Origin of the sequence: Leptolyngbya sp. FACHB-541 (genome assembly GCF_014695875.1) — a bacterium.
In the GTDB taxonomy this organism is placed as follows: Bacteria; Cyanobacteriota; Cyanobacteriia; order Elainellales; family Elainellaceae; genus JAAUTN01.
This window is the reverse complement of sequence record NZ_JACJPC010000014.1, coordinates 77,512-102,474: the sequence shown is the minus strand read 5'-3', so window position 1 is coordinate 102,474 and position 24,963 is coordinate 77,512. Positions and strand designations below refer to the sequence as shown.

Sequence of the window (24,963 nt, the reverse complement as noted above, 5' to 3'; positions counted from 1 at the left end):
CTTGATGTCTTCCACTGGCACTAACACGTCCTACATCTAATTGCACCCAGCTACTTAAGAACTTCAGACACTTCGTGTTAAGACACCTATGAATTCATTAAATAGAGTCAGAAGTATCCAAGACGTTCTCAAACAGCGCCAACAGTCTGGCTTTGTGGGACGGACAGAGCAGGTTGCTCAGTTTCGACAGAACTTGGAACTGCCCTTGGAAGACTACAGGCGTTGGTTCATATTTAATGCTTCAGGGCAAGGAGGAATTGGTAAAAGTACTTTACTCAAGCAGTTTCGTAAGATTGCAGAGGAGAGAGGAGTAATCACCGCTCATATTGACGAGGCAGAAAAAAGTGTGCCAGAAGTCCTGGGAAGATTTGGAGAACATCTGGAGAAGCACTATAAACTGGGGCAATTTAGCGAACGCTACAAAGTTTTTCGTCAGAAACGCCAAGAATTAGAGACTGATGCAGAAGCTCCACAAGGCTTTTCTGCTTTTGTTAGTAAAACGGCTGTTAAAGCTAGCGTAAAATTGGCGCGACGAATTCCAGTTGGAGGAGCTGTCTTTGATTTGGTAGATGAGGATGTGGCAGCAGCACAGGCAGGAGAATGGGCATCTTACGTCGCGAAGAAGTTAACTAATAAAGATGAAGTTCGTTTAGTTCAAGAACCAATTGAAGTTTTAACGCCTCTATTCTTAGAAGAAATTAAGAAGATTGCTGAGAAGTCTGGAATAATTTTGTTTTTTGATACTTACGAGCGGACAGGAAATTTTTTAGATAACTGGCTCCAGGACGTTATAGAAGGTCGGTATGGTGAAATACCTTTGAATGTATTGTTCGTGATTGCCGGACGACACGAACTAGACAAAAATCGTTGGGCATCCTATGAAGGATTAATAACGCGAATGCCTCTAGAGCCATTTACGGAAGAGGAAGCCCAACAGTTTCTTGCTCAAAAAGGAATCACTAGTAAAACGGTCGTTGATGTTATTTTACGGCTTTCTGGACGGTTACCTCTGCTAGTTGCCACATTGGCTACAGAGATTCCACACACGCCTGATGAGGTTGGTGATCCTAGCGGAACAGCAGTTGAACGTTTCTTGAGCTGGGTAGATGACTCAAAACGACGACAGGTGGCTTTAGATGCTGCTATTCCACAGTACTTAAACAGAGACGTTTTAGCCCAACTTAGAGAATGGAATGAAGCAGATGAATTATTTGATTGGTTGAAGGAAATGCCTTTTGTTGAGGAAAGAACTGATGGCTGGATGTATCACGAAATCGTCAGATCTCAAATGTTACGTCATAAACGGCTCGCTTATCCTCAGAGCTGGGCTGAATTACATGGAAAACTAGCAGATTACTTTGAGCGACTTCGCAACGAACTGCAGTTGAGCGAAGAAGTGCAACGAAGAGATTTAGCTTGGCAAAGCTATACATTGAATGTGTTATATCATCGACTATGCCAAGCTCCACAAAAGAATCTTGCAATTGCTTTAAACGAGTTTCTAGCTGCTCTAAAGAATCAACGCAAGTTTGCGTTACGTTGGGCGGAAACAATGATGCGGGCAGCCCAAGATAGAGATGCAACCGAAATTTTGCGTTGGAGTGAGCAACTGATTGAAGGATTAAAGGCGTATGAGGAGGAACGCTACGAAGTTGCTGCTGAAATGTTTACTGCTCTTATTGGACATTCTACGATTGAGGCACAGTGGAAACCTATTGGTTTGGCTTGGCGAGGCGAAGTGTATCGTCTGATGGAATATTATGAAGAGGCGTTAATAGATTTTGATAGAGCCATTGAATTAGATCCAGCTTATGCTTGGGCAATTGCTAGTCGTGGTGAAACTTATCAAGACATGGAGCGTTATGAGGAGGCGCTCAAAGACTTTGATAAAGCTATCGAACTCGACCCAAAATCTAGTTGGAAGATTGCGCAACGCGGTCTAACTTATCAAGATATAGACCGTTATAGAGAGGCGCTCGAAGACTTTAATAAAGTTATCGAACTCGACCCAAAATATAGTTGGGCAATTGCGCAGCGCGGTCTAATCCATCGTTTAATGGAGCGTTATGAAGAGGCGCTTAAAGACTTTGATAAAGCTATCAAACTCGACCCAAAATATAGTTGGGCAATTGCGCAGCGCGGTCTAATCCATCGTTTAATGGAGCGTTATGAAGAGGCGCTTAAAGACTTTGATAAAGCTATCGAACTCGACCCAAAATATAGTCGGGCAATTGCGCAGCGCGGTATAACCTATCGTTTGATGGAGCGTTATGAAGCAAGTTTAACTGATCTTCAGAAGGCGATCGCATCGGAGCCAGATTTTGAGCATGTGGGGCGAAAAGAAATAGGTTTAACATTCCAAAGTATGGGACTGCCTGAAAAGGCTATTGATTCGTTTCTTAAATCATTATCGGCAGAGCCAGCTTGCCCTGAATGTTGGCTCTCGTTAGTTAGGATACATCAATTGGTGTATCCTCGCCTTGAAATTCCTCGGTTAATTACAGAAGCACCAATACCACAATTAGAAAGAGCAGTGGTACGCTATTGCCGTGCTCGAGCAATGAGCAAAGCAGGATATAAGGATTATGCCATAGTAGATTTTTCTGAGGCAATTGATTCAGACTCATCTTATATTCCAGCAATTGCTCATCGCGGCATAACCTATCGTGAGTTAGAACAGTATGAGAAATCTCTAGAAGACCTTGACAGAGCTATTGAACTTAACCCACAAGGTGCTTGGGCAATTGCTCATCGCGGCATAACCTATCGTGAGTTAGAACAGTATGAGAAATCTCTAGAAGACCTTGACAGAGCTATTGAACTTGACCCACAAGATGCTTGGGCAATTGCTCATCGTGGCATAACTTATCGTGAGTTAGAACAGTATGAGAAATCTCTAGAAGACCTTGACAGAGCTATTGAACTTGACCCACAAGATGCTTGGGCTGTTGAAAATAGGGCTGATACGTATCGATTAATGAGATTATATGACGAGGCTCTTACTGACTTTGATACAGCAATGTCTTCAGGACGCGATTGCTGGGGAAATCAAGGGTTAGTACTTACTTATCTTGGGCGTTATTCTGAGGCAATTCAGAATTATAGAGAGTCACTTAAGCGAAACCCTAATGCCTTTAGCGATCTTTATAATATCGCTATTGCTACTGTTCGATTGCGAGGAGTAACTGATGCTTATCTTCAAATCGAAGCGGTTCGACCAACCCTTACCTCTTTGCTTTATACAAAATCTCGTGGCACAGCCCTTTATGGTTTGGGAGGTCTGGAAGCAGTAACCGGAAATATTGATGCTGCTTTGAATTACTTAGAGCAGTCTATATCCTTGAAGCGTCAAGCCGTAATTTGGGCGCGTCAGGATGTAGCATGGTTAGACTTGCATAGTAATGAATACTTCCAAGATTTGATCTCTCCTAAATCAATCTGAGAAGAAGCAGTTCTTGCTATAGCAGTTCTAAATGATATGTTGAGAGATTGAAGGAACCAAAGTTGCTTTGAAAGCCTCCGATATCAGACAGCCTTGCTGAATTAATTGACTCAAATCCGGCTGCCCGTGAACTGAAACGAGCCTTGGCGGTTCATATAGACCTCAAAGGATACAAACACTAGGAGATTGAAGCAGTCATAGAAGTTAGTGGGACGGTACGAACAGTTCGGAACTCTGGGGTTGAAGTAAGGCTACGCTGACTCGGTTGGATGTCTTAAACCAGAACAATGGCAATCGGTCATTAACTGGTTGAAGAGTAAGAATTACTGCAACCTTCGAAAACTGCAAACCCACATTGAGAAGTGCGATCGCTCATTCGTCGGTTGGGTTGATGAAGGAAACCCAACAAATCCTTCGTCGTAGCGAGTCGCCGCTTCAAGGTCGAAATTCGTTCAGCCAGTAAGTTGTTGAGACATGATTGCTCCAAGTCGATTAGTGTCGTGTGTTGAGGTGCCTAAAACAGCTTAGACAATTAAATTATCAGCTTTAACTTGATTAGTGTCAACATTATTCAAATTAGAAGATTGAACCCTGCCAAACTTCCTCGGAGTCGTTCTTTCCCTTGCGCTTACGCTTCTTGATGGGTTCAAACTTCCACTGGTTTTCTGCGTCGTGTTCTGTCTCTGCGAGGTATTGAGCAGCGGCAGGATTTTGGTCGGCTGTCGCCGTCATGGAGTCTGAGATAGAAGCTGAGCGACCCCTTGCGGGTATCTCTGCGAGATCGCCATAGAGCAGTTCAGAATCTAGAAATGGCAACGGCTTGACCAGCCAGGGAGCGTAGAGATAGCCGTTGACTAAGGCAGCTTTGATCACCGTGTCGTTGATGTCTTGCCCATACAGCCTCAGCGAGTAGTTGGAGGCAGTCAGCAGCAGCCGACCAGTGCCCAGGCATGGATCACACACTGTCTCTAGCCGCGAATCTTTGCGACCCCTTGCGGGTATCTCTGTGAGATCGCCAAATTTGTTAAGCGGACATCCGAGCTTCAGCAGTCTCTACGGTGTCTGCCTTCTTGAAGCTAAATGCCAGGTTATAGAGTCCACTCCAGTTCAGTTCTCCAGCATCGTAGGCAGTCCGAATTTTGCTGGAAGCCTCATACAGCTTATACGCTTTAGCAATCACTTTGGTGTAATGAGCTATAGGATTCCCTCTAATAACAGTTGATATTAGGCACCTCAACTATTATTAGAGGGAATCATTCCGCCGATCCAGCTGTTTTAGATGGATCGGCGAATGATTCTGCATAATGCCGTCCATTTGGGCAGATTGGAATCCCTGCTCTTTCGATTAAAGCGTGAGAGGAGGAGAACGAAAATGCTCTATTTCAACCGATCGTGAATAAGCAATTATACTTACCTCCTTAAGTCTTTATCCCAGATATTTGACCAATATCTGGGATAAGACAAGCCTAAGACAACCTGAGAATTTGAGAAATAGGAAAGGGCTATACTACTGACATCTGCTTGGTTTGAGAGTTCGGTTATGCCATCGCCGTTCCTAGAAATGGATTTTTAGAATATCCTGCCTTCTGGTTGTCGTTTCATACCAGACTGATGGTGGCGATCGCACTCCAAAGCTGACCTAATCAAAATTGCTCGACAGTTAGCGGACAACCTTGAGGTTATAGAGATGCAGGAGCGAATTCTAAATCCTGTGTTGAAGAGTGCTTCATCTCGTCCAGGTTTGCTATCAACCAGGTTTCGAATCTTGCAGAGGGACGGGTTCAAATGTCGCTACTGTAGCAGAAGCCTACTTACCAGTGGTGAAAATGTAGAACTGGTTGTTGACTACATTCATCCTAGAGCGAAAGGTGGTAGCGATTCGGAAGACAACCTAATTACAAGCCTGCAATGAGTGCAACAGCGGTAAAACCGACTATCTCTTAAACGCCCAAGCTTAAGCAAAGTGCGGTCTTATGTTGACCAAATTTTGGAGTAGCTGTCGGTAGAAAACGGAATTTTTCCAACAAGACCACCACTTTTCCGACGTGAGCCGATTGAATTGGCGGTCGCCTCCTGCCTCCACGACCGTGAAAACTCTACTATGCAAGGCGTGGGAACGATCCGACAGAAAGTTGGAAATTGCAGGAAGCTGAGGGAAAGTGGCAAAGCATAATTGGCAAGTCATCAAGGACGAATACGTCCAGGCTCCGGATGAGAAGTCTCGCCCGACCTTAGAGCAATTGTCTGCAAAGTATAAATGTTCGCCTTCTTATTTACAGGAGAAGGTAGCTAAGGAGAACTGGAAGATTGAGGCTGAGCGCTTCGTTCAGATGGTTTCGGATAAGCGGCAGGAGCACAAATTAACCGCTCTGGCTGGCGACCTGGCAGGGTGGGATACTCAATGCTTCAACCTTGCCAAAGGCGGATTGAACCTAATCTTTCAGCAAATTAACGAGGCAATTGAAGGAACTAGAAGGAGCGGTGATCCTTTATCTTCAAAGCAATTAGATGAGCTAGGTAAAGCTCTACAGCGCTTCCAGCAAATCGGCAGAACTGCTCTAGGTGAGAAAGAGGAGACCCATCTCAACGTCAAGATTGATTATTCAAATCTCTCAGATGAGCAACTTCAGCGGCTAGCAGCCGGGGAAAACCCGTGTCATGTTGTCGCAGCTTGATGAGGTTCGGATTAGAGCAGCGGTAGAACTGGAGTTACGCCGACGCAGGGAAGAGGAACGGCGATCGCTCTCGTTCCGAGAGTTTGTTAATCGTGTTTATCCTCGCTACCAGTGGTATCGCCACTGCGAAGTCTTAGCGAATGTTTTGCAACGAGTCGCCGATGGCAATCTGAAGCGAGTTTTGGTGTTTATGCCCCCCAGAGGCGGGAAGTCCCAGCTTGCCTCTAAGCTATTTCCTGCCTATTTGCTCTACAAGCATCCTCAGAAGTGGGTTGGTATCAACTCCTATGCCGCGGAGCTTGCCTACACATTCAGCCGTGCCTCTCGTGATGCCTACCGCGACATTGGTGGGGTGTTGCGCGAGGATGCTTCGGCGGTGAAGAACTGGGAGACTCCGGAGGGCGGTGGTTGCTGGGCGGCTGGGGTCGGTGGCCCAATTACAGGAAAAGGATTTGGGTCATGTGGAATCATTGATGACCCGCTCAAAAATGCTGAGGAGGCGATGAGCGATCGCATTCGCTCTAAACAGAAGGATTGGTATGGCTCAACCTTCTACACCCGCGCCGAGCCAGACGCGGCAATCGTCGTGGTACAAACCCGATGGCACGAAGATGACCTGTCAGGCTGGCTGATTGGGCAGGAGCGGTCTGGAGAAGACCCAGAAAACTGGCACGTCGTTAACTTTGAGGCAATTAAAGAAGAGACAGCGCAGGATTTTCCAGCGAGCTGTACTATTGAGCCGGACTGGAGGCAGGCAGGAGAGGCGCTGAATCCTGAACGGTTTGACCTGAAGAAACTTAAGCGCATCAAGGGCAAGGTCGGCACGCTGTTTTGGAGTGCCCTCTATCAGCAGCGCCCGTCGCCGCTGGAGGGAGATTACTTTAAGCGGAGCTGGTGGCAGTTTTACAGGGAACTGCCAGACCGATTTGATGAGGTGGTGCTGTCGTGGGACTGCGCCTTTAAAGAAACCAAATCATCAGACTTCGTAGTGGGACAGGTTTGGGGCAAGCTGGGCGGTCGATATTATTTGCTCGACCAAATTCGCGATCGCATGGATATTAACAGCACTCTCCAGGCAATTCGCATTCTGGCAGCCCGTTATCCTGATGCTCACGCAAAGCTGATTGAGGACAAGGCAAACGGCTCAGCCGTTGTTGATTTGCTGAAACGGGAGGTCTCAGGACTGATTCCAATCGAGCCGGAGGGAGGTAAGGTCGTCAGAGCAGTGGCGATCGCCCCTTATGTCGAGGCTGGAAATATCTTTTTGCCAGACTCCAGTATTGCTCCCTGGATTCACGATTTCATTCTGGAATTTTCTCAGTTCCCTAATGGAGTTTACGATGATCAGGTCGATGCCTGCACCCAAGCAATCAACTGGCTGGAGTCTCATCAGACTGTTTGGGTCGTAAGCGAAGCGGGATGGGGCTACTAATATCCGTAATTCTCAGGAGCTTTTGTATCAATCTGCGGCAAACACCAAATTTTTCAGTATTCGCCGCAATCTGTCCAAGGTGTCTAAGGTGCTGTAATCGAGTTACGGCAGCGTCAACAGAGTTTTCTTCTACCTGCCACTTATTAACAAAGGTAGGTATTAGATGGCAGCCGCAGAATCAATTTGGAATTACTACCGCACCAAAACCGTTTCACAGCAGAACACGGTGCGATTAAGAAATCGGGTCGCAGTTGAGAATCTGAACCTAGTGCGAGAGATTGCTCACCGATGGGCAGAACGCTGCGCCACTGCTTACGAAGATCTAGAGCAGATTGGCTATTTGGGACTGAACAAGGCAATCGAACGCTTCGACCCTACAAAGGGCATTGCTTTCAGCAGTTTTGCCGTCCCCTACATTAGAGGCGCAATCCTTCACCACCTGCGTGACCACGGCAGTACGGTCAAGATTCCCCGGCGCTGGCGCGAGTTCAATGCTGAGGCTAATCGGGTTGAGTTGGCTTGGTCGGCTCGGCACGGTAGGTTCCCAAACGAACAGGAATTAGCCATTGAGCTAGGCACGAAAGTTGTAAAGCTGCGGGAAGTTCGGGGGGCGATCGCCAACCAAAAAACAAGTTCACTCGACGAGGACTTTCACACCAGCATCGAGGAGGGGTTGATGCCAGAACAGACCTGCCGCACCGAAGTGGTAGCTACGTCACGACTAGCGATCGCCCAACAGCAACTTCAGCAACGACTGAGCGAGATGCCAGCGGCAGACCGTGAGCTAATCGAGGCAGCTTACTTCAGCCGTGTGCCTCGCAAAACTTTGGCAAAGGAATTGCATTTGAATGGAGCGCAGTTCCGCAAACAGATGCAGTCGGCTTTAACTCGTTTGGCGAGGTGACCGTTGCCTTGAGGGGGAACGCTGCCAACAAATTAAAGCGTTTTCTCATGGCACCGTTGTTCTTAAAAAACTTTCAAGCGACTTAAATTAAACCTCGCACACTCCCAACATATACTCCCTGAATGTTTATCTCTTCAGCGTTGACATCTATAGGTAAAAAATTAGAGTTTGCAGGTTCAAGTCTGATAGTCTCCTCGTCTACACGCTGCAAGTATTTGAGCGTTGTTTGACCTTCCACCCTTGCCGCCACAATCGTGCCGTTCTTAATAGCTTTTGGATCATCAGGTTTTTTCAAAAAAACTACATCACCTGAGGTGATTGAAGCGTCGATCATGCTATCCCCCCGAACACGAACAGCAAAATGCTTTGACATCTCATGGCTAGACGTTTTTGCTGCAAGAAAAGCTTCTGGAACATATTCAACTTCGCCATCAGCGAATGTTTCAACTAACCCGCCAGCAGCGATCGCTCCCATAATAGGGATGCCTTTGGGTGCAGGCATCCGCTCTTGTACAAGCCGAATGTTGCGAGAACGACCATAACTAGACCGCTCAATATATCCCTTCAATTCCAATGCGTCTAAGCGGCTCTGGATGGGAGCAGGAGATTTTAGCCCCATTGCCTCCTGCATTTCTCGAATCGTTGGAGGGCATTGGTTTTGTTCAAAATAGCTAACCAACCAGTCGTAAAGCTGTTGTTGAACACGAGTAAGAGCTTGCATAACGGATTAGTTAGAACGTTTGTACTAAATATACTGTTCCAATCTCGCCTTGAGCAAACTTTAAGTTGGGCGATCGCCCTCCTGCTGGGTTGGATGAACTTTACGTTCGCTGATGTGTTGAAGCGACTACCTAATGAGATGAACTTGATGTTAAACCTCAAAAGTATTCAAACCTTCTAGCTAGTTCCCAGTAGACTTAAATTTCATCTGTCCTCATTTCTTTAAGGTGCCGTTTGTGACGAAGCAGGATGAAATCGCGAATGTAGCCGGTGTAAGATTTCTTGATCTTCAAGCTGAAATGCTTGAGTCAAATAGACTGCCGTACCTGATCTAATGGGCGAGGGGAAGGAGGTTGTGCCATTCAAGGTTAGATGCTCGGTGATACCGGAACTGAGGAAGTTATCCTGCATGTTTGACGGATAACTCTCCTAATCTTCAAGATTATCCATCAGACTTGATAAACAGCGCCCTGAAACTAGGAAGTCATCCTGCAAACTTGCTGTTTAGTTACTGAAAATTGGGTATCATCTCGCAAGTATGCCGTATAGCTGCCAAAAAAGGGGACCTAACTCGACGTTGGAGCTGATGAACACCGTTAGCCTGATGACGCAACTAAGTAGCGTTCACGGCTCAACTTCGCTGTTAGACTGCTAGACACTAAGTTCTTTCTTTTACATGGTCGGTCATCAATGAAGACATCTGAGTATTCATTTTATTGCCAGCTCGTTATACTTGGAAAAGCTTACTAAGCCTGAGTAATATGGAAAACCTTAAAGAAAAAGTAGCCTTGCTCGAAAAAGCAGTCTCAGATGAGAGAAGAAGACTTTCGTCAGATAGGCTCGACATTTCTTTTGGTGAGTTGATCAACCTATACAAAAATGATGAATTAATAATTAGACCAGAATATCAAAGATTGTTTCGATGGTCAGAAGTACAAAAAACTGCACTCATAGAATCTATTTTACTCTCGATTCCGATTCCTCCTATATTTGTAGCTGAAGATAGAAACGGTGTATGGGAGTTAGTTGATGGACTACAACGTGTTTCTACTTTCATAAGTTTCTTTGGTGAACTAAAAGGGGATGGGTGGAAAATCGATAATCAGGAAGAGGATGTTAGCTCATTAGTCGAAGAGGAAGAAGAAATTGTAGAGGAAGATGGGGAAGGAACCGAAGAGGGAAAAACCATAAATAAATGGACTTTGCAAGAAGGAGGATTAGTTGAAAGTTTACAAGGTTTTAACATTGACAGTCTTCCAACAAATCTAAAAATAAATCTAAAAAGAGCTGTTTGTAGAGTCGAAATTTTGAGAGGAGAAAGTAGTACTTCTATGAAGTATGAGTTGTTCAAACGACTCAACTCTGGGGGATCAAAACTAACTCCGCAGGAAATAAGAAATGCAATTTATCGAGGGGTAGATCCTAGGTTTAACGAGCTTTTGCTAAAAATTAGTCAAAGTGATGTTTTCGGATGTCTTACCCAATTAAGTCCTCGCAGACTTAATGAGTTATATGATCAAGAACTAGTTCTTAGATTTTTTGCTTTCTATAGAAATGCTAAAAATATCAATGAAAATATGGAGAAATTTTTAAATAACTTTATGGAGGCAACTGTTCAAAATGCTGATTTTGACTACGATGCTTATGAATCTCTCATTATGAGAGTTTTAGAATTAATTAACCAGATAGGAGATGCCAAGACATTTAGAAACGAGAGTAACTTATTCGTTCCAGCTTATTTTGAAGGTATATTAATCGGAGTTGCTCAAAATATTGATAAGTATACTGGAGATCTTGAACTTTTGAAATTAAAAATAACAGAATTAAAAAGTGATGAAGATTTCAAGAGATACTCCGGAAGCGCTTCTAACAGTAGAAGCCGGATTAGAAATCGTCTTAGAAGAGTAGATGAAATTTTTCAATAATAAACTTAGCAATCGGCTATGCATGATTTTGATTTGGCATTGCAAGAAATTATTGAAGAGCGAATATCTGTTCTTTTTGAAATTGAGAGGGCAATTTTTACGAATAGATATTCTCTATCTTCAAAGCATCAAGACATTTTCTCAACTCAATCAATATCGATGATTTATTCTCTATGGGAAAGCTTCATCCAAAAATCTTTCAACCTCTACATTGATGAACTTAATAAAGTCAGTATAAATTTCCATGATTTTTGCGATGAAATAGTTATTCACCATATGGAAAACTCTTTCAAACAGTTTAAGGAATATCCCGGAAATGATAATAGGAAGGTAAAGTTTTTTGCCTCGCTCAGAGTATTCCACACTAGTAGTAACTGCCCTATTTCAAGAGTTGTTAATACTGAGAGCAATGTTGGCTTCAATGTCTTAAACAAACTGCTCAAAAGTTTTGCACTTGAAAAGTTTCCAGAACATTGGAAAGACTATACACATCCGAAGCCTAATTTAAAGGAATCCTTAGAGCTATTTCTAAGGTTACGCAATGCTGTAGCTCATGGAGGTGATTTAACATCAGAGGAAAAGGTTGATCAGAAAGTCTATGACAGATTTAAGAAGTTGGTGATAGATTTGATGTACGAAATTCGATTAAAGATGTTGTGCGGGCTTAAATATAAAACATTCTTAAAGTTACGGCGGAGTATTGCAGCAAATGACGAGTAATCAATTTGCAATGCTGTTGTTTCTAAGCAGAGGTATAGAAACTAAAACAGTCTAACAATTCGCTTGGAGCAGGCTGCCGGAAGATCTTGGTCAAGGTTGTTTGCAGCCGCTCAAGTGCACCGGTAGACTGCTGAGTTACTTGCAAAGGTGCTCTTGGAAGCATATTGATAAGAAGACAGTATTCTATAAGTTAGTGTAAGGCTACTCAGCTAGAAGGTTGAATGCTTAACCAGGAAGACGCAAACAAGATCCGACAGCAGAAGCTTGATGCACTAGTCGCCATTCAACTGCACAGAAGGCAAATTCGTAATCTTCAACAAAGAAATCGGTTTATTGAGTTTCTCTCAATAGCAGTGCCAGCTTTTTATCTCACCCCTCGGTTACTAGCAAAAGGCACATTACTTGCAAATCTCATTGATAGTTTGGGTGAAGTCCTAGCTGCAATTTTGTTGGTACTAGCAATCTTAAAACTCGTCAACAAATGGCAAGATGATGAGATTAAACATGCAATTATGTCGCGGCGCAATGCAGATACTGCTTACGAGGCAGATCGACTTTTGCAAAGCCAAACTGCTACTAGTGAAGCTGTAGAGCAGTTTCTAAGGCGTGTTAAAGATGTTGATGCTGAGGACGAAGCTTTATTGCTTGGTGTGAAAGAAGGGAATAGGCAGAAAGCTTACAGAGATGCTCTTAAGCAGTTTAGCCCCACCACTTCCACTCCTTGTCCTATTTGCAGAGCTGATCCTTGGCAATTTACTCCGGGAAGCTGTGAGGCTTGCGGTGGTACTCCAGCCCAACGAAGAACTAATTGAGTGCTATAAAGGCATACATCCGGGTGCTCATAAAACTAGACAAGCATTGAGGAGCAAAACATGAGCCAAGTTCTAGATAATTTCGTAGCGTGGTTTAATCAGCTTACGCCTAAACAGAAAGTTGAAATAGCTCGTTATATCTGCGACAGACAAACAACAGCTAACTTCGACGGATATTACGCTGGACCAGCACCAGGGGAGCGTTCTAACTCCTGTCCTACATGCGGAAAACCGCTTTAAGTTTGATTACTTCGTGGTGTTGTGTTGAGCAGTCTAACAACCGCTGCATTGGAACGTACAGGATTGTTCGTCTAGATTGCAAAGTTAATCTGCATCCAGTGAGTGGAAACGTTAGTCTGCTAAAGAATTTTTTGTGATGGATTTCTGTTGATGCTGAAAGTAGTAGGGGCTGGACTCGGTCGAACTGGAACAAAGTCACTCAAATTTGCACTTGAACGTCTTCTTGGCAAGCCTTGCTATCACATGAGCGAGGTATTCTCCCATCCAGAACATATTCCTCTTTGGTGTGCTGCGTCTCGTGGTGAGAGAATTGATTGGTCAATAATCTTTGATGGATATGTTGCTACCGTAGATTGGCCTTCAAGTTCTTTCTGGTTTGAGTTGAGTACTATCTACCCTAACTCTCTTATTATTCTTTCCCATAGAGACGCTGATTTATGGTGGCAGAGTGCAAGTTCAACGATCTTTCCAAGAATCAGGAAATCGGAAGGTGCGTGGCGCTCTATGATCAATGAATTGTTTGAGAATAAATTTACCCTAGACCTGGCTAATCGCTCAGTCTGTATCGAAGCTTTTGATCGGCACAATGAGCTTGTCCGGAACTCTGGCTTAGGGCAAAGGCTACTTGAATGGGAGGCTAGTAACGGCTGGGAGCCGCTGTGTCGAGCGCTTGATCTAGAAATTCCAGAAGAGGCATTTCCTCATGAGAACTCAACAGCGACTTATATCCAAAAGCACTTGTGATGTAGGTCGTGGTCTAACCAGCGCTTGCAGCGGACGGACGCAAAACTGCTGGTAATATCTCAAAAACTCATGCCGCTTACATGAAAAGTTCTGCTCAAGAACGGTGACCCAATCCAATAATTAAGCCTAAATGTCTTTCTCTAAATTGCAGCTATCAATTCCAGTTAGGCAATGATGAGAAGATGCTGCTCGTCCATATCTCACAGTCCTATCGACTCCATTTTCTGTCTACTTTGCTCGGAAAGAATTTGACCCATATCCCTAATGGGGTCTGGAGTTTGCACGGTCAGCGATCGCGGCGAGTTTGCCAATTGAATAATATTGGTGTTGAGTGTGTCTAACCGCTGCTCAACACCACTGTTTGCAGCTCGATATGCCTCGATCATTGACGAACCTTGATCTGCTGTCTCAGTCATTCGAGTAGAGGCAGTTTGCTCCGAAATGCCGGCGATCGCCGTTATATCTCCACGCCCTGTCATCTGCATCAATTCGTTGAAGAAAGCATTGTCCTGAAAGCGATTGGACAGTCTGACCAACTGTTGATCTGAGGCATTCCCGCTGCTGTTAACTGCACTGAATGCTTCGCGAAACTCTCTTTGTTGACTCTGGTTTAACTCTCCAGTGCTAGCTGCCAACCTGAAATCTTCCTGGGCATCCCGCAGCACTCGACGGCGATCGCCTCGGTTCATATCCTGCCCCTGTCCCCCAAATAGAGCACTAGCTGCAATCTCATTGTTCGTCTTCTCTACCTCCGTTCGCAGGTTCCTTAGTGAAATCTGGTTCAGTCCTTGCAACGCCCCTGCCATCCGTTCAAATTCGTTAGCGGTAATCTGTCCGGTGCGCTGCAACTCCTGAAGTTCCCGGAACTGTCCCTCATACTGGTTTTGCGTCTCCAGATATCTAGCCCGATACTCCAAACTGCGAGCAACACCCTCGTTGCCTCCTAGCCGTGCCTGCTGCGCTCGTTCGCCATACATCTGTACGTCGTATCCTCCAAGCCGTTGCCGTGCCTGAAAACGCCGCTCACCCTCTTGTCGTTTGAACTCATCCTGTTGCCGTCGCACTGCCTGTTCAAAGGCTTGCTCATAATCAGTCATCGTGCCAGCTAGCTCGTTCAGGTCATCTCTAGCTGCATCTGACATTTGTTGCAACTGCGGCAACATTTGCAGCATTTCACGCGGCATGATGCCTTGAGCCACACCGTCACGAATGACCTGTTGCAACATCTCAGCTTGGTCTACAGTCTGTTGCAAACCACGCCGGAAGTCCTCCATGCCGCGCATAGAGTCCTCAAACTCTCGCGTCATGCCTCGGAAAGTCCCCTGAATTTGGGTGAGCGGTGTCTCTACCTCTCCCCGTGCAAATAGGTCTTGCAGACTGCGGGTATAGCCCCTCGACGTGTCGTCAATCCGTCGCGTTGCCTCCCACAGGGAACGATTGGCTGAGTCTGCCTGCATCGTTGCCTCAAGCTGAGCAAACTGCTGTGAGGCTGCAAGCTGCTGATTAATCATGTCTACCTGCGCCTGGTAGTTCTGCGCTGCCTGCGCTGCCGCAGCGTCTAACCCTTGTTGGCTGAATGCTTGCGCCGATACTGGGTCGAGTTGCGCCAGTGCCCCAAGCTGCCCCTGAATTTGAGGAGCCGTCATCTGAGTAGACCCAACTGGGATGGCTGGCACAGCTGCTGCTAACTGCCGTGAACCGGGGGCAATCACCCCTCGTCCTTGTCCCTGCCCACTAGTTGGTGCAATAGGCAGACCCGCTGGCAGTGGGGTGAATGGGTCAGACGGGGCAGTTTGTTCACCTGCCATCGCTGCCACTTGTTGATTGCTAGGTAATTGCTGACCCAGTTGGAACGACTGTTGAATCTGCTGGAAGTATTGATTTTGAGCTGAAAGAATTTGCTGCTGAGCGGCGATCGCATCATTGAGCGGCTTATTCAGTGCCTCAATCATGCCAACCAGCGAGTTGACAAAATCATTGAGGAACGAGTCTTGGAAACCGATCAGTGCCCCTTTCAATCTGCTCTGAGCCGCCTCAGTTTGGATTTGCAGAGCGGTCTGTTGGGCTTGTAATTGAGTATCCCGTGCGGCTTGCTCAATGCCTCTGAAGAAGTCAAAAACCTGATTTGCCAAGCTTCTCAGCTTTTCAACAGCAGCGGCTTGGCTCTCTTGAACTTGGGCATCCAAATCGAAGTTCTGGGTAGTGAGGCTATCAATCTGCTGTTTCTGGGCGATCGCCTGCTCAATCAGACTCTTTTGAGTGGAGTCCTCCATGTTTTGGATTCTTCCAGTCAGGTCAGCAGGATTAATCTGGTCAATGGAGTTGATTCCTACAGAACTCAAAGCATCCATTGTTTCCTGACTACCTGTTACCGTGCTGCGAATCCGATCGATTGCAGACTGGTTCGCGCCTATCCTTCCGCGCATATTGGTTTGATCTGCCAAACTCCGGGCAAACTCAAGCTCTCCCGGCGTTGCACCCGAGATTTGGGCAGAGGCGATCGCTTTCCGATTAGAGGCAGCGCTGCGATCCAGCTCCATGTTCAGTTGTTCCAGCTCAGCCTGAATTTCAGCAAACCCACGCGCCAACCGTCCCAGCACATCAGGAGTTTTGCCAATCAAGCCGTTGAGCTTGTCTACTGCCGCAGTAGTAGCGTCTAACTCGCTTTGAAGCCTGCTTAAAGACTCGGTGTCACCTGCTGCTGAAGCTGCCTGAATCTGCTGCTGAAGCTGCTCAATTTTGCTCAAATTTAGCTGTTTCAACTGTGCCAACAGCCGACCAGGTTCTTCACGCTGTTGCAACAACTCGTCTATTTGCTTGTCGAGCGCTCTACGTCCTTCTATATCTCCCGGCAACAGTGCCCGTCGTTGTCCCTGGGTTTCCTCTAACTGCTGATCAATGCCTCGAACTTGAGCAATTAACCCTTCTCCGTCAGGGTTTAGGTCATACCTCTGAAGTTCCCCTAAAAGTCGTCCGCGAGTATCGCTGGTATTAAGCAAAAAGTCGCTTTGGGCAATAGATTGTTGCTCCGCCTGAACTTGCCCATACGTTCTAAGAGGCATGTATGTTCCGATCGCCTTGCCAATCGAGTCATTCTGAATAAATCGCTCAAAGGCACCGAGCGGTCCACTCATTAGTGTTTCACCTGTGTCGCCAAACTCGGTTTGAACTCCAGTCGGCTGTGGTAGTTCGGGGGGTGTTAAACCTCTACCAGAACGATTTTGTAGATTGGCTAGAGCTTCGTCATATTTTTGCAAACTGGTTACGCCTTGCTCTGCAAATTCTCGCACCTCTCCACCTGCGTCCTTGAAGGCTTTGCCAAAAGAGCTAACGACATCGATCGCCAAGAAAATGGCAGCAGGAAGCGCAACTGCTCCTAAAGCCCCTTTCACAAACTTTGCAGTGCTAGCAAGCGATTTCATGCTGAAGTCAAGCGTTTTAACTCCAACTCCAGCCAGTGTCATTCCTTGAGCTGAGGCGATCGCTGACTTAGCAACATCAAACAACATTTTGACAACTGGGGTCAGTGCGATCGCCCCAAATGTCTTCACCAATGTTCCGGCTGAGTTGGACGCTAAATCCATACTGCTTGCAAGAACATCTAATCCTGTATTGCGAACAGGTAGCAGAGGCTTACCAATGCTCTCCTGCACGTTCAACATTGAGTTATTGAAGCGGTTGATCGAAGCTTGAGAAGACGATGCTAGGTCAGGAATAGCAACAGAAGTTTCAGCGTTAAGTTGTGCCGAAAATTTAGGAAATACCTCTTCGATTACCAATTCCCGTCTTTCCATCATTTTGTTCAACTCAGCAACGTCAACACCCACTGCGTCCGCCATTGTCTGAATAGGGTTACCTAGCCCCGTCTCCGAGAGCTGCCCACGCAGTTCTTCTGCGCTGATCACCGATTTTTGAAACATCTGGGCGACTGCCAGATTTGCATTTTGCTGTCGCTCTGGGTTCAGTCCATACACAGTACCCGCCTGCGTGATTGCTCTGGCTGTTTGGTCTGCGATTTCGCCTTGTGCCGCCGTACCCTTCGCAGCGATCGCCAACTGAGCACGCCCCTCCAATGCCTGTCTCAGGTCAGCTCCGAGCGCATTTGCATCGGTTCTAACCTCTGCTATGACAGCACGCCCCTCCGCCATCGACCCATAGGCAAACTTAAACCGACGCTCTAGCCCTTCCATCTCCGTTGCTACGTCCAGAGCAGAGGTCGCAAGCTCGGTCAAAAATGGGAGAACAATGCTAGCTGCCGCAAACCCAACGATTGCCTTGAACGCCACTCCTGCGGCGTTCTTTAAGCCGCCGAGCCGTTGAACAATATCGTCAAGATCTCCTCTCAGTGCTCCAAAGAAACCGTCACCCTCAGGTGGTCTGGGAGGAACGATCGCCAGGTCTAACTCCTGTGGGTCTTGTCCATCTCCAAGTAACTCGGCATAAGCTTCGCGATAGCGGAATGTTTCATCAAGGTCATCCTGTGAGGTTTGGAATCGCTCAGCGTAGCTTTTCTCTAACTCTTGAACAGTTCTTTCGTAATCAGCAATAGTTTTCTGAACCTGAGCAACAATCTTTGTGCCGTCTGAGTCCAGCGCTTCGTTTACTCCCTCAAGGCTCTCTTCAAACTGCCTCATTGAAGGCGCGTCTAACATGCCAAAAGCAAGGTCAAATTGTCTTGCTTTGACAATCGCATCGTCCAACAGCTCAATGATGTGCTCAAGAAAGACTCTCTCGGCATCATTCATCTGCTTATTGGGTTTCAGCCCTTTGTAGCTGAGGTCTAGGCGTTGAGCTTTCAACTCTTCGCCACTGTATTGACCGGACTGTAATTGCTGAGTAATCTGCGCCCTCATCTTCGAGAGCATTGGAACTGCCTGAGAAGCTGCCAGTGCTCCTCTACCGGGTATCTGACCTAGCAGATCCATTCCTGGTAGACCTGGAGCAATGGTTTTAGGCAACTCCTTAATCAAATTGCCGACAGTAAACCCTGCAATGTCACCAAATAACGCCCCGTTCTGCTCCTCACCAAATTCAGAACTTTGCAGCTTTGCGGTGACCTCGGTAAGGATCATCGAAAACTTCTTCAGAGCATCTGCTGCTTTAAAGGTTTCGTCGTTCTGAAGCTTGCTGTAAGCATCCTTGCCAGCAATGCCAGCTTCAACGACTTGTCGAGTAACAAGTGCTCCAATCAAATCGCCTCCCAGTTCTGGCAACAGTCCCTGCTGGCTGGCAAGGTTAGATGCGATGAATCCGCCAGTATTGACTAAAAGGTCTTTGCCACGCTCCGAAACCGCTGCTTTCTGAAGGGTTTTTCCAAAGCTCTCTTGTGGCTCAACATTGGCGAGACTGGCAGTTAGAGAATTTAGCGTATCAATTGATCTGTGGATTGAGCGCTTTAGAGTTTGAAGGGTTTTGTTAACTCCCCTAGCGGCTTCTGGGTCTAAGGATTGAGCCGTTAAGTCTTCTCCTTCAGCAGCCCTCTTCCGCTCGTATTTTGCCGTACCTCGTTGAGCTAAGTTGAAGCGCTGAGTTAGCCTACCTTTCACTCCTCCCAATTTGGCTAAGGCTTCTGATCCAAACGCCTCACCAGACTGTTTAGCTTGTTCAACTAAAGCGTTGATGGCAGAGCGGCTAGTCTCTGCCATATCTTTAAGCTCGTTGCCGTAAGCCTTTACAAGCTGGTCATCCCCCTTCTTGATTGCGTCCTGCAACCCCTTGTACAAGCCAGAGAAAGCATTTTCTAACTTCTGGGCTTCAGCGATCGCACTTTGAGTAGTTTGAGCAGCAGCTTGAGTGACTTTTGCAATGGTTTGATTAGTTGCATCAATTGTCTTCTGTGCTGGTTTTGTAAAGCCTTTACCTGTGTTAGATATGGCTTGAGACTGCTTAGGCTGAATCTGTACGGGTACAAGCTCTGCCTCTGGCATGGATAACTGAAGGGGAATTGCAACAGGGGGACGATCTATCGCAAACGGATCGAAATTTGGATCTAGAAACTTATCATCAACCGTTCCTAGAGGTTGATTGGATAAGCCTGAATTTTTAGAACGCTCTAATTTGCCCGTCCAAACGTCATAGTTAGAGGTAACAGAAACATCATCAATTTGTTTCTGAAGTAGTTGATTGACCTTCTGATTCAATCCCTCTACGGTTCCCCAATAGCCTTTTATCTTCTGGACGATAGAGTTGACCTTAGACTGATCTAAGCCATCAATATCTGACAGCATTTCTTCAACAGTTCGTTCTATTTTCTGCTGAAGTGAATCGAAGAAACCGTTGTAAGACTCAAGTGCTTTTGATAGGTCGTTTCCGGTTAGAGCGCTAATTTTTCCAATCTGTTGCAATTTTGCCTGCAACTGCGTTCTTTGGTTAGCGATCGCCTCCTTATTAGAAGCCAGAGTTGGGACATTATTGAGCAACAGTCCTTGCTTAGACTCTTGTTCATAGGCAGTCATGCCTCTACGGGCTTTGACTTTGGCATTTAGCTCTAGTGCCCTCCGCTCTGGAGCATAGGGAGCTAGTCCAGGGGCGATCGCAGCAAACTCCTCAGCAGTAGGAACAACAGGTTTACCCACTACTCGGCTCTGTTTGGCAGCTTGTAGCCCACGGAAGGAGCCAAAGTCGAAATCTACAGCATGTTCTAGCTCCTCCTTCAGCATCTCAACTTGCTGAGGAGTGAGGGTGTTATTCTCAATCGCTTCGTAAGTTTTACGAGTTACTTCGATTGCATTTCGAGCGGGGTCGTATTGGCTGAGCGCTCCAGATTTTTTGAGTGAAGCGTCTGCAATCCTCAATTGAGGAATTTTGTCTGGTGCTAAATCTTTGCCGGTGACTTGACGAACTAAATCTACATAAGTTCTAGGCTGAGGTTTTGGAGCTAGAGTCTGTACTCGTTGATAGCCTGCCCTGACACGTTGTTGTGCTTCAACTACAGCCTTATCAACAGTTTCTTGGTACTTAATAACGTTCTGCATTGCTTGAGCCAAGCCTTGCAGCTTAGCTCCAGTTCGCCTGAGCTGAGTTGTCAGCCCTTCGATTTCTTCGGCTGGAGCACCAGACTGTTGAGCTTGTTGAATCTGGTTCTCCAGTTCTGCAAACTGTCGCTGAGTGCCGCCGTATTCACCCCTCAAGCGTTGGAGTTGTTGACTGTTTTTAGTTGTCCTGGTGGCTGCTAAAGCCTGTACCCGATCCCTAGTCCGTAACGACTCGCGCCACTCTTCTGCTGCCTGGTCTTGAGTTATAGGAGTTTTGCGCCGGCGATCGCGAGATTGAGTTCCACGCTGATATAACGCTTCTTGTTGAATTGCTGGTTGTCCGCCCAAAGTTTCGGTTAGCAGTTCTCCAGCCTGCTTCTGAAAATCTTCTATTTCAGTAATCGCTTGCTTGAACTTACGCCTTAGCTTAGAGTCAACTTCTAATCCATCTACCAGGTTGTTTAAGTTCTCAGGTAAATCCTTAAACTTGCTGGACATCGATCGCCCCATTGATTGAGCGATCGCCCCTCCAACCTTCTCCCCTAATAGCTCTGAACTGCCTACAGAACTAGAAAGGCTATTCTCAATTGCTTTTGATAACCCTTTGCCTAAGTTGCGGCTGACCTCCTGCGTTACGCCGAACATCAACCCTTCAGCAACCCCAGCCAGTGTTCTGCCAGCTACCCTGCCGGGAGTTGCTAGAACATTCCCCACTAACCCCGCTGCGCGTCCTGCCAAACCCGGTCTAAGATTTCGTGCAACTGCCTTGCCGATCATCTCAGCAAGTTGAGAGTTAGAGTCACCCCCCGAACTGCCGCTAGCTTGAGTGCTAATTGAGGCAATGGTTCTGCGTCGCTCAAGCCTGTCTAATTTGCGCTCAAGCTGGTTCAGTTGAGAGAAATCAACTTTGACTTTGAGCGGGTTCTGAGAAAGGTAGCGGTTGACCTGCTTGGCATGGCGTTCTTTAAGGTCATAATGCTTATTCAGTTTCGTTAGAGCTGAGTCATCAACTTTGGGCGTAAGGACTGGTAGAGATGTCCGTAAGCTTGCCTCTATCTCCTGACCAATGGCGATCGCGTCTTTGTGCGCGTTCTCCAGACCTTCGTTATAAATAGTTGGGTCTAAGCCCAACTCCAGCACTAATTCGCCAACAGTAGTTGCCACAGAAGACGCTCAGAAACTCCGTCCGAGAGTTCCCACGCCAAGGATTACGGGAATTCTGCGGCTTTCCTCAAGTTAGTGAATGCAAAAGACTAGAGGTCTTTGAGGCAGCGTTTTGACGGGCGATCGCTCTCCTGCTGGATTTGATGCAATTTGCGTCTGCTGGTATGTTGAAGCAACTGCCTAATGAGATGAACTCGATGTTAAACCTCGAAAGTATTCAAACCTTCTAGCTAGTTCCAAGTAGGCTTGAGTTCCATCTGTCCTCATTCCTTCAAGGTGCCGCTGTAATGAAACAGGATGAAATCGCGGATGTAGTCAATATAGGATTTCTCAGTCTTTAAGCTGAAATGCTTGAGTTGGATAGATTGCTGTACCTGACCTAATAGGCAAGGGGAAGGATGTTGTGCCATCAAGGATAAATGCTGGGTAATACCGGAACTGGGAGAGTTATTCTGCATTAGTTATTGAAAAACTAGGTATTATCTCGCGAGTTTGTCGTATCAATCAGTAACACAGTAGAAATGACCAACGAAACGACCTCAAGCCAGCAGAGATTAATCGTAAAGCTTGAAGAGAACGCAATGGATTCTCTTGTACATGGTGTAGAGCACCATCTTCACGGTAGAAGAAATACGGATTGGAAATATGTGATTCTGCATGTTTTTCACGCTGTTGAACTTTTTCTAAAAGCGAGGTTGGCTAAACATGATGAGTCATTGATCTATCGAAACCGAAAAAGTGGTAGTACAGTAGGCTCTGATGAAGCGATCGATCTTTTAGTCAGAGAAGTCAAGCTGCCACTATTTCAGTATGCGGAGCGTCAAGAATCAGGAAAATACAAGCTGGGTGGGGCACTAAATGCTTTGCGAAAAGCTAGAAACTGCATTGAACATAGAGAAGCTGCTCTCAAATCAAATGAAGTTAAAGAATTTTTAGGTACTGCTTTTATTTTTCTAGATACGTTTGTGGCTGAGGAATTAGGCTTGAGCCTTAAAACTGAACTAGATAAACTTGACGAAGCCCGTAAAGAAGAGCTTTTTGAAGATGGAGGAGAGATTGATGCTCTTGAAAGTCAAAGTACTTATCGAACTCTGTCTATGTCTTATTTGTTCTATATCCAACACATGGAGAAAGAAGGAATACCAATTTCAGACCCAAAAGAAAAATGGATTGATTATCAATACTTTACGTGTGGAATTTGTGACGAAGAAGCAGTTGCTGTTCCTGACCCAACTGCAAAATATCTTAGGGTTGCTCATTGCTTTAACTGTTTGGCAGAATACGCAATTAACTATTGTATTAAATGCGAACAACCATACATTTCTTTTCTGCACGAGTGGGAAAAAGAGATTGATGATTCTAGATATCCTAGTTGGATAAATTCAGTAGATGATGTCGATTTGTTTTGTGAATTGTGTAGCGATTTGATTGATGATCAGTGATTTGGTGTTGCCCAGCCAGCTAACAAGCTGATGGAACGAATAATTGAGAAATCTTAGTATATCTATTGTCACTTATCTTAGTCGTTAGACTGCTTTCACCCCTTTGTAAAAGTACTCCCAATTATTATTGGTGAGTAGTGTAGTTCAACTTCAATACAATGGAAAACTTAGACTGGCTGGAATGGCAAACTGTAACTACTCCCTTAAGCTTCAGGGTTATCCAGCGGGGAGCTTTTCCTGAAAAAATTACTGAAATAGACCTTTCAAGAGATGCAGATTTGCGGTTGACAGCGGTTGGTAAAGGCATGGGTTCGTTTTCGCTTGAAGAACACATAAATTTACGACCGGGTGAAGCTCCCTCCTATGCAGAAGAAACCATCGGACAAACTATGACTGGTGTTTTAGTTCGATTGAGAGGAGTACTAATAACTTCTACAAGTAATAAGAGTAAGAGTTTACAAGTAGAAGAGACAGATCCCTTGTTCATTCATGCGAAAGTTAATGAAGCTGAAATTTTTCAAAGTGAGTTACCAGCTGTCGCCCAAGTTGAGTGGATTGTTAACTTTTCTGCTGACAGATACATTTTCAGTAGGTGTACAACTAGAGAACATTCAGCTTCCTTCAAGAGAGAGCGCAGTGGTGGAGGTGTACTTGAACTTGATCTTAATAAAAATTTCGATAGTTCTCTAGATCATTTCAAATGTGAATGTACTATGAGTGATCAAAAATGGTCACTTACAGTTGGACATACCATGGATGATATTGCTCCACAAAAATATAAACCAGGTTTTGTAGAGTTTGAAGACCTAAACGAAAATAGATTGCCCTCAGAAGATACAAAACAAACTATTTTAGCTGCCTTATCCTTTACCCTTGGTAGGCAGTTAGTTTCGGTTGGTTCAACATCTCTAAGTAAAGATGGTGGTCGCATTGGGTGTGTTGTTAGGGAAATTTATATACTAGGTGAAAGAGCTTACAAATACCCATGTAAACCACCTGTTTCACTTGGAATCTCTACAGAAGAATGGTACCTAGATGAGAAAAGAATATCTAGAATGATAAGTTCCGTCGCTACTAAAATGGAAACTATTAATATTGAATATCCACTTTTTCTCATATGGCTAGGTTTAACCTCTCCCCTGGATGTACAAGCTGTTCATTTTGGTGCTGCGATAGAGTCTCTGCGGGATTCCTACTGTGCTAACGAGAACGAGTTATCGCCTTTACTAATTCCTAAAAGTGTTTGGAAGACAAAAATTAGAAAGCCACTAATGGATACTTTCGATGAAGTTACATCTTCTCTAGACAAAGAATCTATTGAAAGTAAGAACTTGGACATTTTAAAGAGAAAACTAGAGGATTTAAACAAAAAAAGCTCTAATATGCAGTATGAAAAATTCTTTGATCTTCTCTCTCTTCAAGTTGGACGAGTTGAATTACAAGCACTAAAAGAGCGTAATAAATCTGCTCATGGTCATCGCTATAAGCCTCTGGACTGTCATAGGCTGTCGATGACTTCAGGTGCTTTATATTCTTTATTCAACAGGTTATTGTTAAAAATAACTGAAGCCAATGATCATTATATCGATTACTCTACTTACGGTTATCCAATTAGAGATATTGATTGTCCATTAGGTGGTCCTGAAGGTGATGGAAAGCCAGCATTTTCTTAGTTCTAACCTAGCAAAAGTAAAATCTTTAAATGTTTTGAGAATTGGCTAAACTCACTCTGCCAGCAGGCTAACAATTCCCCTGGAGCGGATTGCCGA

The 24,963-nt window shown here is 45.4% G+C and carries 17 protein-coding genes; 11 read left to right on the top strand and 6 right to left on the bottom strand.

The annotated features are described in order from the left end of the window. Nucleotides 1–88 precede the first annotated feature (88 nt). A complete protein-coding gene (locus H6G00_RS01220; protein ID WP_190795272.1) occupies nucleotides 89–3,442 on the top strand; it encodes a tetratricopeptide repeat protein in 3,354 nt (1,117 codons plus the stop codon). Nucleotides 3,443–4,018: 576 nt separating this feature from the next. Here H6G00_RS01220 and H6G00_RS01215 read toward each other — a convergent pair. Then, a complete protein-coding gene (locus tag H6G00_RS01215) occupies nucleotides 4,019–4,405 on the bottom strand; it encodes an SAM-dependent DNA methyltransferase (protein ID WP_190795271.1) in 387 nt (128 codons plus the stop codon). 61 nt (nucleotides 4,406–4,466) lie between these two features. After that, nucleotides 4,467–4,622 carry a hypothetical protein gene (locus tag H6G00_RS01210; protein WP_190795270.1) on the bottom strand — a complete coding sequence of 52 codons (156 nt, stop codon included), beginning with the start codon at nucleotides 4,620–4,622 and terminating at the stop codon, nucleotides 4,467–4,469. Nucleotides 4,623–5,601: 979 nt separating this feature from the next. On the opposite strand from H6G00_RS01210, the gene H6G00_RS01200 reads away from it, so the two are divergent. The 3 genes from H6G00_RS01200 to H6G00_RS01190 all read left to right on the top strand — a co-directional run bounded on the left by H6G00_RS01200 (nucleotide 5,602) and on the right by H6G00_RS01190 (nucleotide 8,453). After that, complete coding sequence (locus H6G00_RS01200; protein ID WP_190795268.1) at nucleotides 5,602–6,117, top strand: hypothetical protein; 516 nt, start codon at nucleotides 5,602–5,604, stop codon at nucleotides 6,115–6,117. Continuing rightward, nucleotides 6,101–7,549 (top strand): phage terminase large subunit, encoded by a 1,449-nt coding sequence (terL, locus tag H6G00_RS01195; RefSeq protein ID WP_190795267.1) that lies wholly within the window; start codon nucleotides 6,101–6,103, stop codon nucleotides 7,547–7,549. Before H6G00_RS01200 ends, terL begins: the two co-directional genes overlap by 17 nt. A gap of 163 nt (nucleotides 7,550–7,712) precedes the next feature. Continuing rightward, on the top strand, nucleotides 7,713–8,453 hold the full coding sequence (locus H6G00_RS01190) for a sigma-70 family RNA polymerase sigma factor (RefSeq protein ID WP_190795266.1): 741 nt from the start codon (nucleotides 7,713–7,715) through the stop codon (nucleotides 8,451–8,453). Between the two features lie 82 nt (nucleotides 8,454–8,535). Here H6G00_RS01190 and lexA read toward each other — a convergent pair whose 3' ends face one another. Continuing rightward, the gene (gene lexA / locus H6G00_RS01185) at nucleotides 8,536–9,174 is read right to left on the bottom strand and encodes a transcriptional repressor LexA (protein ID WP_190795265.1); all 639 of its coding nucleotides are present in this window, start codon (nucleotides 9,172–9,174) and stop codon (nucleotides 8,536–8,538) included. Here lexA and H6G00_RS01180 point away from each other — a divergent pair. Continuing rightward, complete coding sequence (locus H6G00_RS01180; RefSeq protein WP_190795264.1) at nucleotides 9,169–9,354, top strand: hypothetical protein; 186 nt, start codon at nucleotides 9,169–9,171, stop codon at nucleotides 9,352–9,354. The two genes, lexA and H6G00_RS01180, sit on opposite strands and share 6 nt — an antisense overlap. 41 nt (nucleotides 9,355–9,395) lie before the next feature. Here the strand turns inward: H6G00_RS01180 and H6G00_RS01175 are convergent, their stop codons facing one another. Continuing rightward, the gene (locus H6G00_RS01175; RefSeq protein ID WP_190795263.1) at nucleotides 9,396–9,584 is read right to left on the bottom strand and encodes a hypothetical protein; all 189 of its coding nucleotides are present in this window, start codon (nucleotides 9,582–9,584) and stop codon (nucleotides 9,396–9,398) included. A 350-nt stretch (nucleotides 9,585–9,934) separates the two neighbouring features. On the opposite strand from H6G00_RS01175, the gene H6G00_RS01170 reads away from it, so the two are divergent. The 4 genes from H6G00_RS01170 to H6G00_RS01155 all read left to right on the top strand — a co-directional run bounded on the left by H6G00_RS01170 (nucleotide 9,935) and on the right by H6G00_RS01155 (nucleotide 13,614). Then, a complete protein-coding gene (locus H6G00_RS01170; RefSeq protein ID WP_190795262.1) occupies nucleotides 9,935–11,098 on the top strand; it encodes a DUF262 domain-containing protein in 1,164 nt (387 codons plus the stop codon). Between the two features lie 18 nt (nucleotides 11,099–11,116). Next, entirely contained in the window at nucleotides 11,117–11,818 is a 702-nt protein-coding gene (locus H6G00_RS01165) for an MAE_28990/MAE_18760 family HEPN-like nuclease (RefSeq protein ID WP_190795261.1), read from the top strand. Between the two features lie 221 nt (nucleotides 11,819–12,039). Next, entirely contained in the window at nucleotides 12,040–12,630 is a 591-nt protein-coding gene (locus H6G00_RS01160; protein WP_190795260.1) for a mobilome CxxCx(11)CxxC protein, read from the top strand. Nucleotides 12,631–13,020: 390 nt separating this feature from the next. Then, the gene (locus tag H6G00_RS01155) at nucleotides 13,021–13,614 is read left to right on the top strand and encodes a sulfotransferase family protein (RefSeq protein WP_190795259.1); all 594 of its coding nucleotides are present in this window, start codon (nucleotides 13,021–13,023) and stop codon (nucleotides 13,612–13,614) included. A gap of 200 nt (nucleotides 13,615–13,814) precedes the next feature. Here H6G00_RS01155 and H6G00_RS36475 read toward each other — a convergent pair whose 3' ends face one another. Both H6G00_RS36475 and H6G00_RS01145 read right to left on the bottom strand, forming a co-directional pair. Further along, nucleotides 13,815–21,752: a tape measure protein gene (locus tag H6G00_RS36475; RefSeq protein ID WP_190795258.1), complete on the bottom strand. Its 7,938-nt coding sequence runs from the start codon at nucleotides 21,750–21,752 to the stop codon at nucleotides 13,815–13,817. Nucleotides 21,753–22,015: 263 nt separating this feature from the next. Beyond that, nucleotides 22,016–22,210 (bottom strand): hypothetical protein, encoded by a 195-nt coding sequence (locus H6G00_RS01145; protein ID WP_190795257.1) that lies wholly within the window; start codon nucleotides 22,208–22,210, stop codon nucleotides 22,016–22,018. 63 nt (nucleotides 22,211–22,273) lie between these two features. Here H6G00_RS01145 and H6G00_RS01140 point away from each other — a divergent pair, with 63 nt between their 5' ends. Continuing rightward, nucleotides 22,274–23,194: a hypothetical protein gene (locus H6G00_RS01140; RefSeq protein ID WP_190795256.1), complete on the top strand. Its 921-nt coding sequence runs from the start codon at nucleotides 22,274–22,276 to the stop codon at nucleotides 23,192–23,194. Nucleotides 23,195–23,352: 158 nt separating this feature from the next. Next, nucleotides 23,353–24,867 carry a hypothetical protein gene (locus H6G00_RS01135; protein ID WP_190795255.1) on the top strand — a complete coding sequence of 505 codons (1,515 nt, stop codon included), beginning with the start codon at nucleotides 23,353–23,355 and terminating at the stop codon, nucleotides 24,865–24,867. Nucleotides 24,868–24,963: the final 96 nt, after the last annotated feature.

What these genes read in the sequence shown, in the direction of transcription:
- H6G00_RS01165 (WP_190795261.1), top strand. Translation starts at nt 11,117, where the DNA reads ATGCATGATTTTGATTTGGCATTGCAAGAAATTATTGAAGAGCGAATA.
- H6G00_RS01145 (WP_190795257.1), bottom strand. Translation starts at nt 22,210, where the DNA reads ATGCAGAATAACTCTCCCAGTTCCGGTATTACCCAGCATTTATCCTTG.
- H6G00_RS01190 (WP_190795266.1), top strand. Translation starts at nt 7,713, where the DNA reads ATGGCAGCCGCAGAATCAATTTGGAATTACTACCGCACCAAAACCGTT.
- H6G00_RS01160 (WP_190795260.1), top strand. Translation starts at nt 12,040, where the DNA reads ATGCTTAACCAGGAAGACGCAAACAAGATCCGACAGCAGAAGCTTGAT.
- H6G00_RS01175 (WP_190795263.1), bottom strand. Translation starts at nt 9,584, where the DNA reads ATGCAGGATAACTTCCTCAGTTCCGGTATCACCGAGCATCTAACCTTG.
- H6G00_RS01140 (WP_190795256.1), top strand. Translation starts at nt 22,274, where the DNA reads ATGACCAACGAAACGACCTCAAGCCAGCAGAGATTAATCGTAAAGCTT.
- terL (WP_190795267.1), top strand. Translation starts at nt 6,101, where the DNA reads ATGTTGTCGCAGCTTGATGAGGTTCGGATTAGAGCAGCGGTAGAACTG.
- H6G00_RS01170 (WP_190795262.1), top strand. Translation starts at nt 9,935, where the DNA reads ATGGAAAACCTTAAAGAAAAAGTAGCCTTGCTCGAAAAAGCAGTCTCA.
- H6G00_RS01220 (WP_190795272.1), top strand. Translation starts at nt 89, where the DNA reads ATGAATTCATTAAATAGAGTCAGAAGTATCCAAGACGTTCTCAAACAG.
- H6G00_RS01135 (WP_190795255.1), top strand. Translation starts at nt 23,353, where the DNA reads ATGGAAAACTTAGACTGGCTGGAATGGCAAACTGTAACTACTCCCTTA.
- H6G00_RS01155 (WP_190795259.1), top strand. Translation starts at nt 13,021, where the DNA reads ATGCTGAAAGTAGTAGGGGCTGGACTCGGTCGAACTGGAACAAAGTCA.
- lexA (WP_190795265.1), bottom strand. Translation starts at nt 9,174, where the DNA reads ATGCAAGCTCTTACTCGTGTTCAACAACAGCTTTACGACTGGTTGGTT.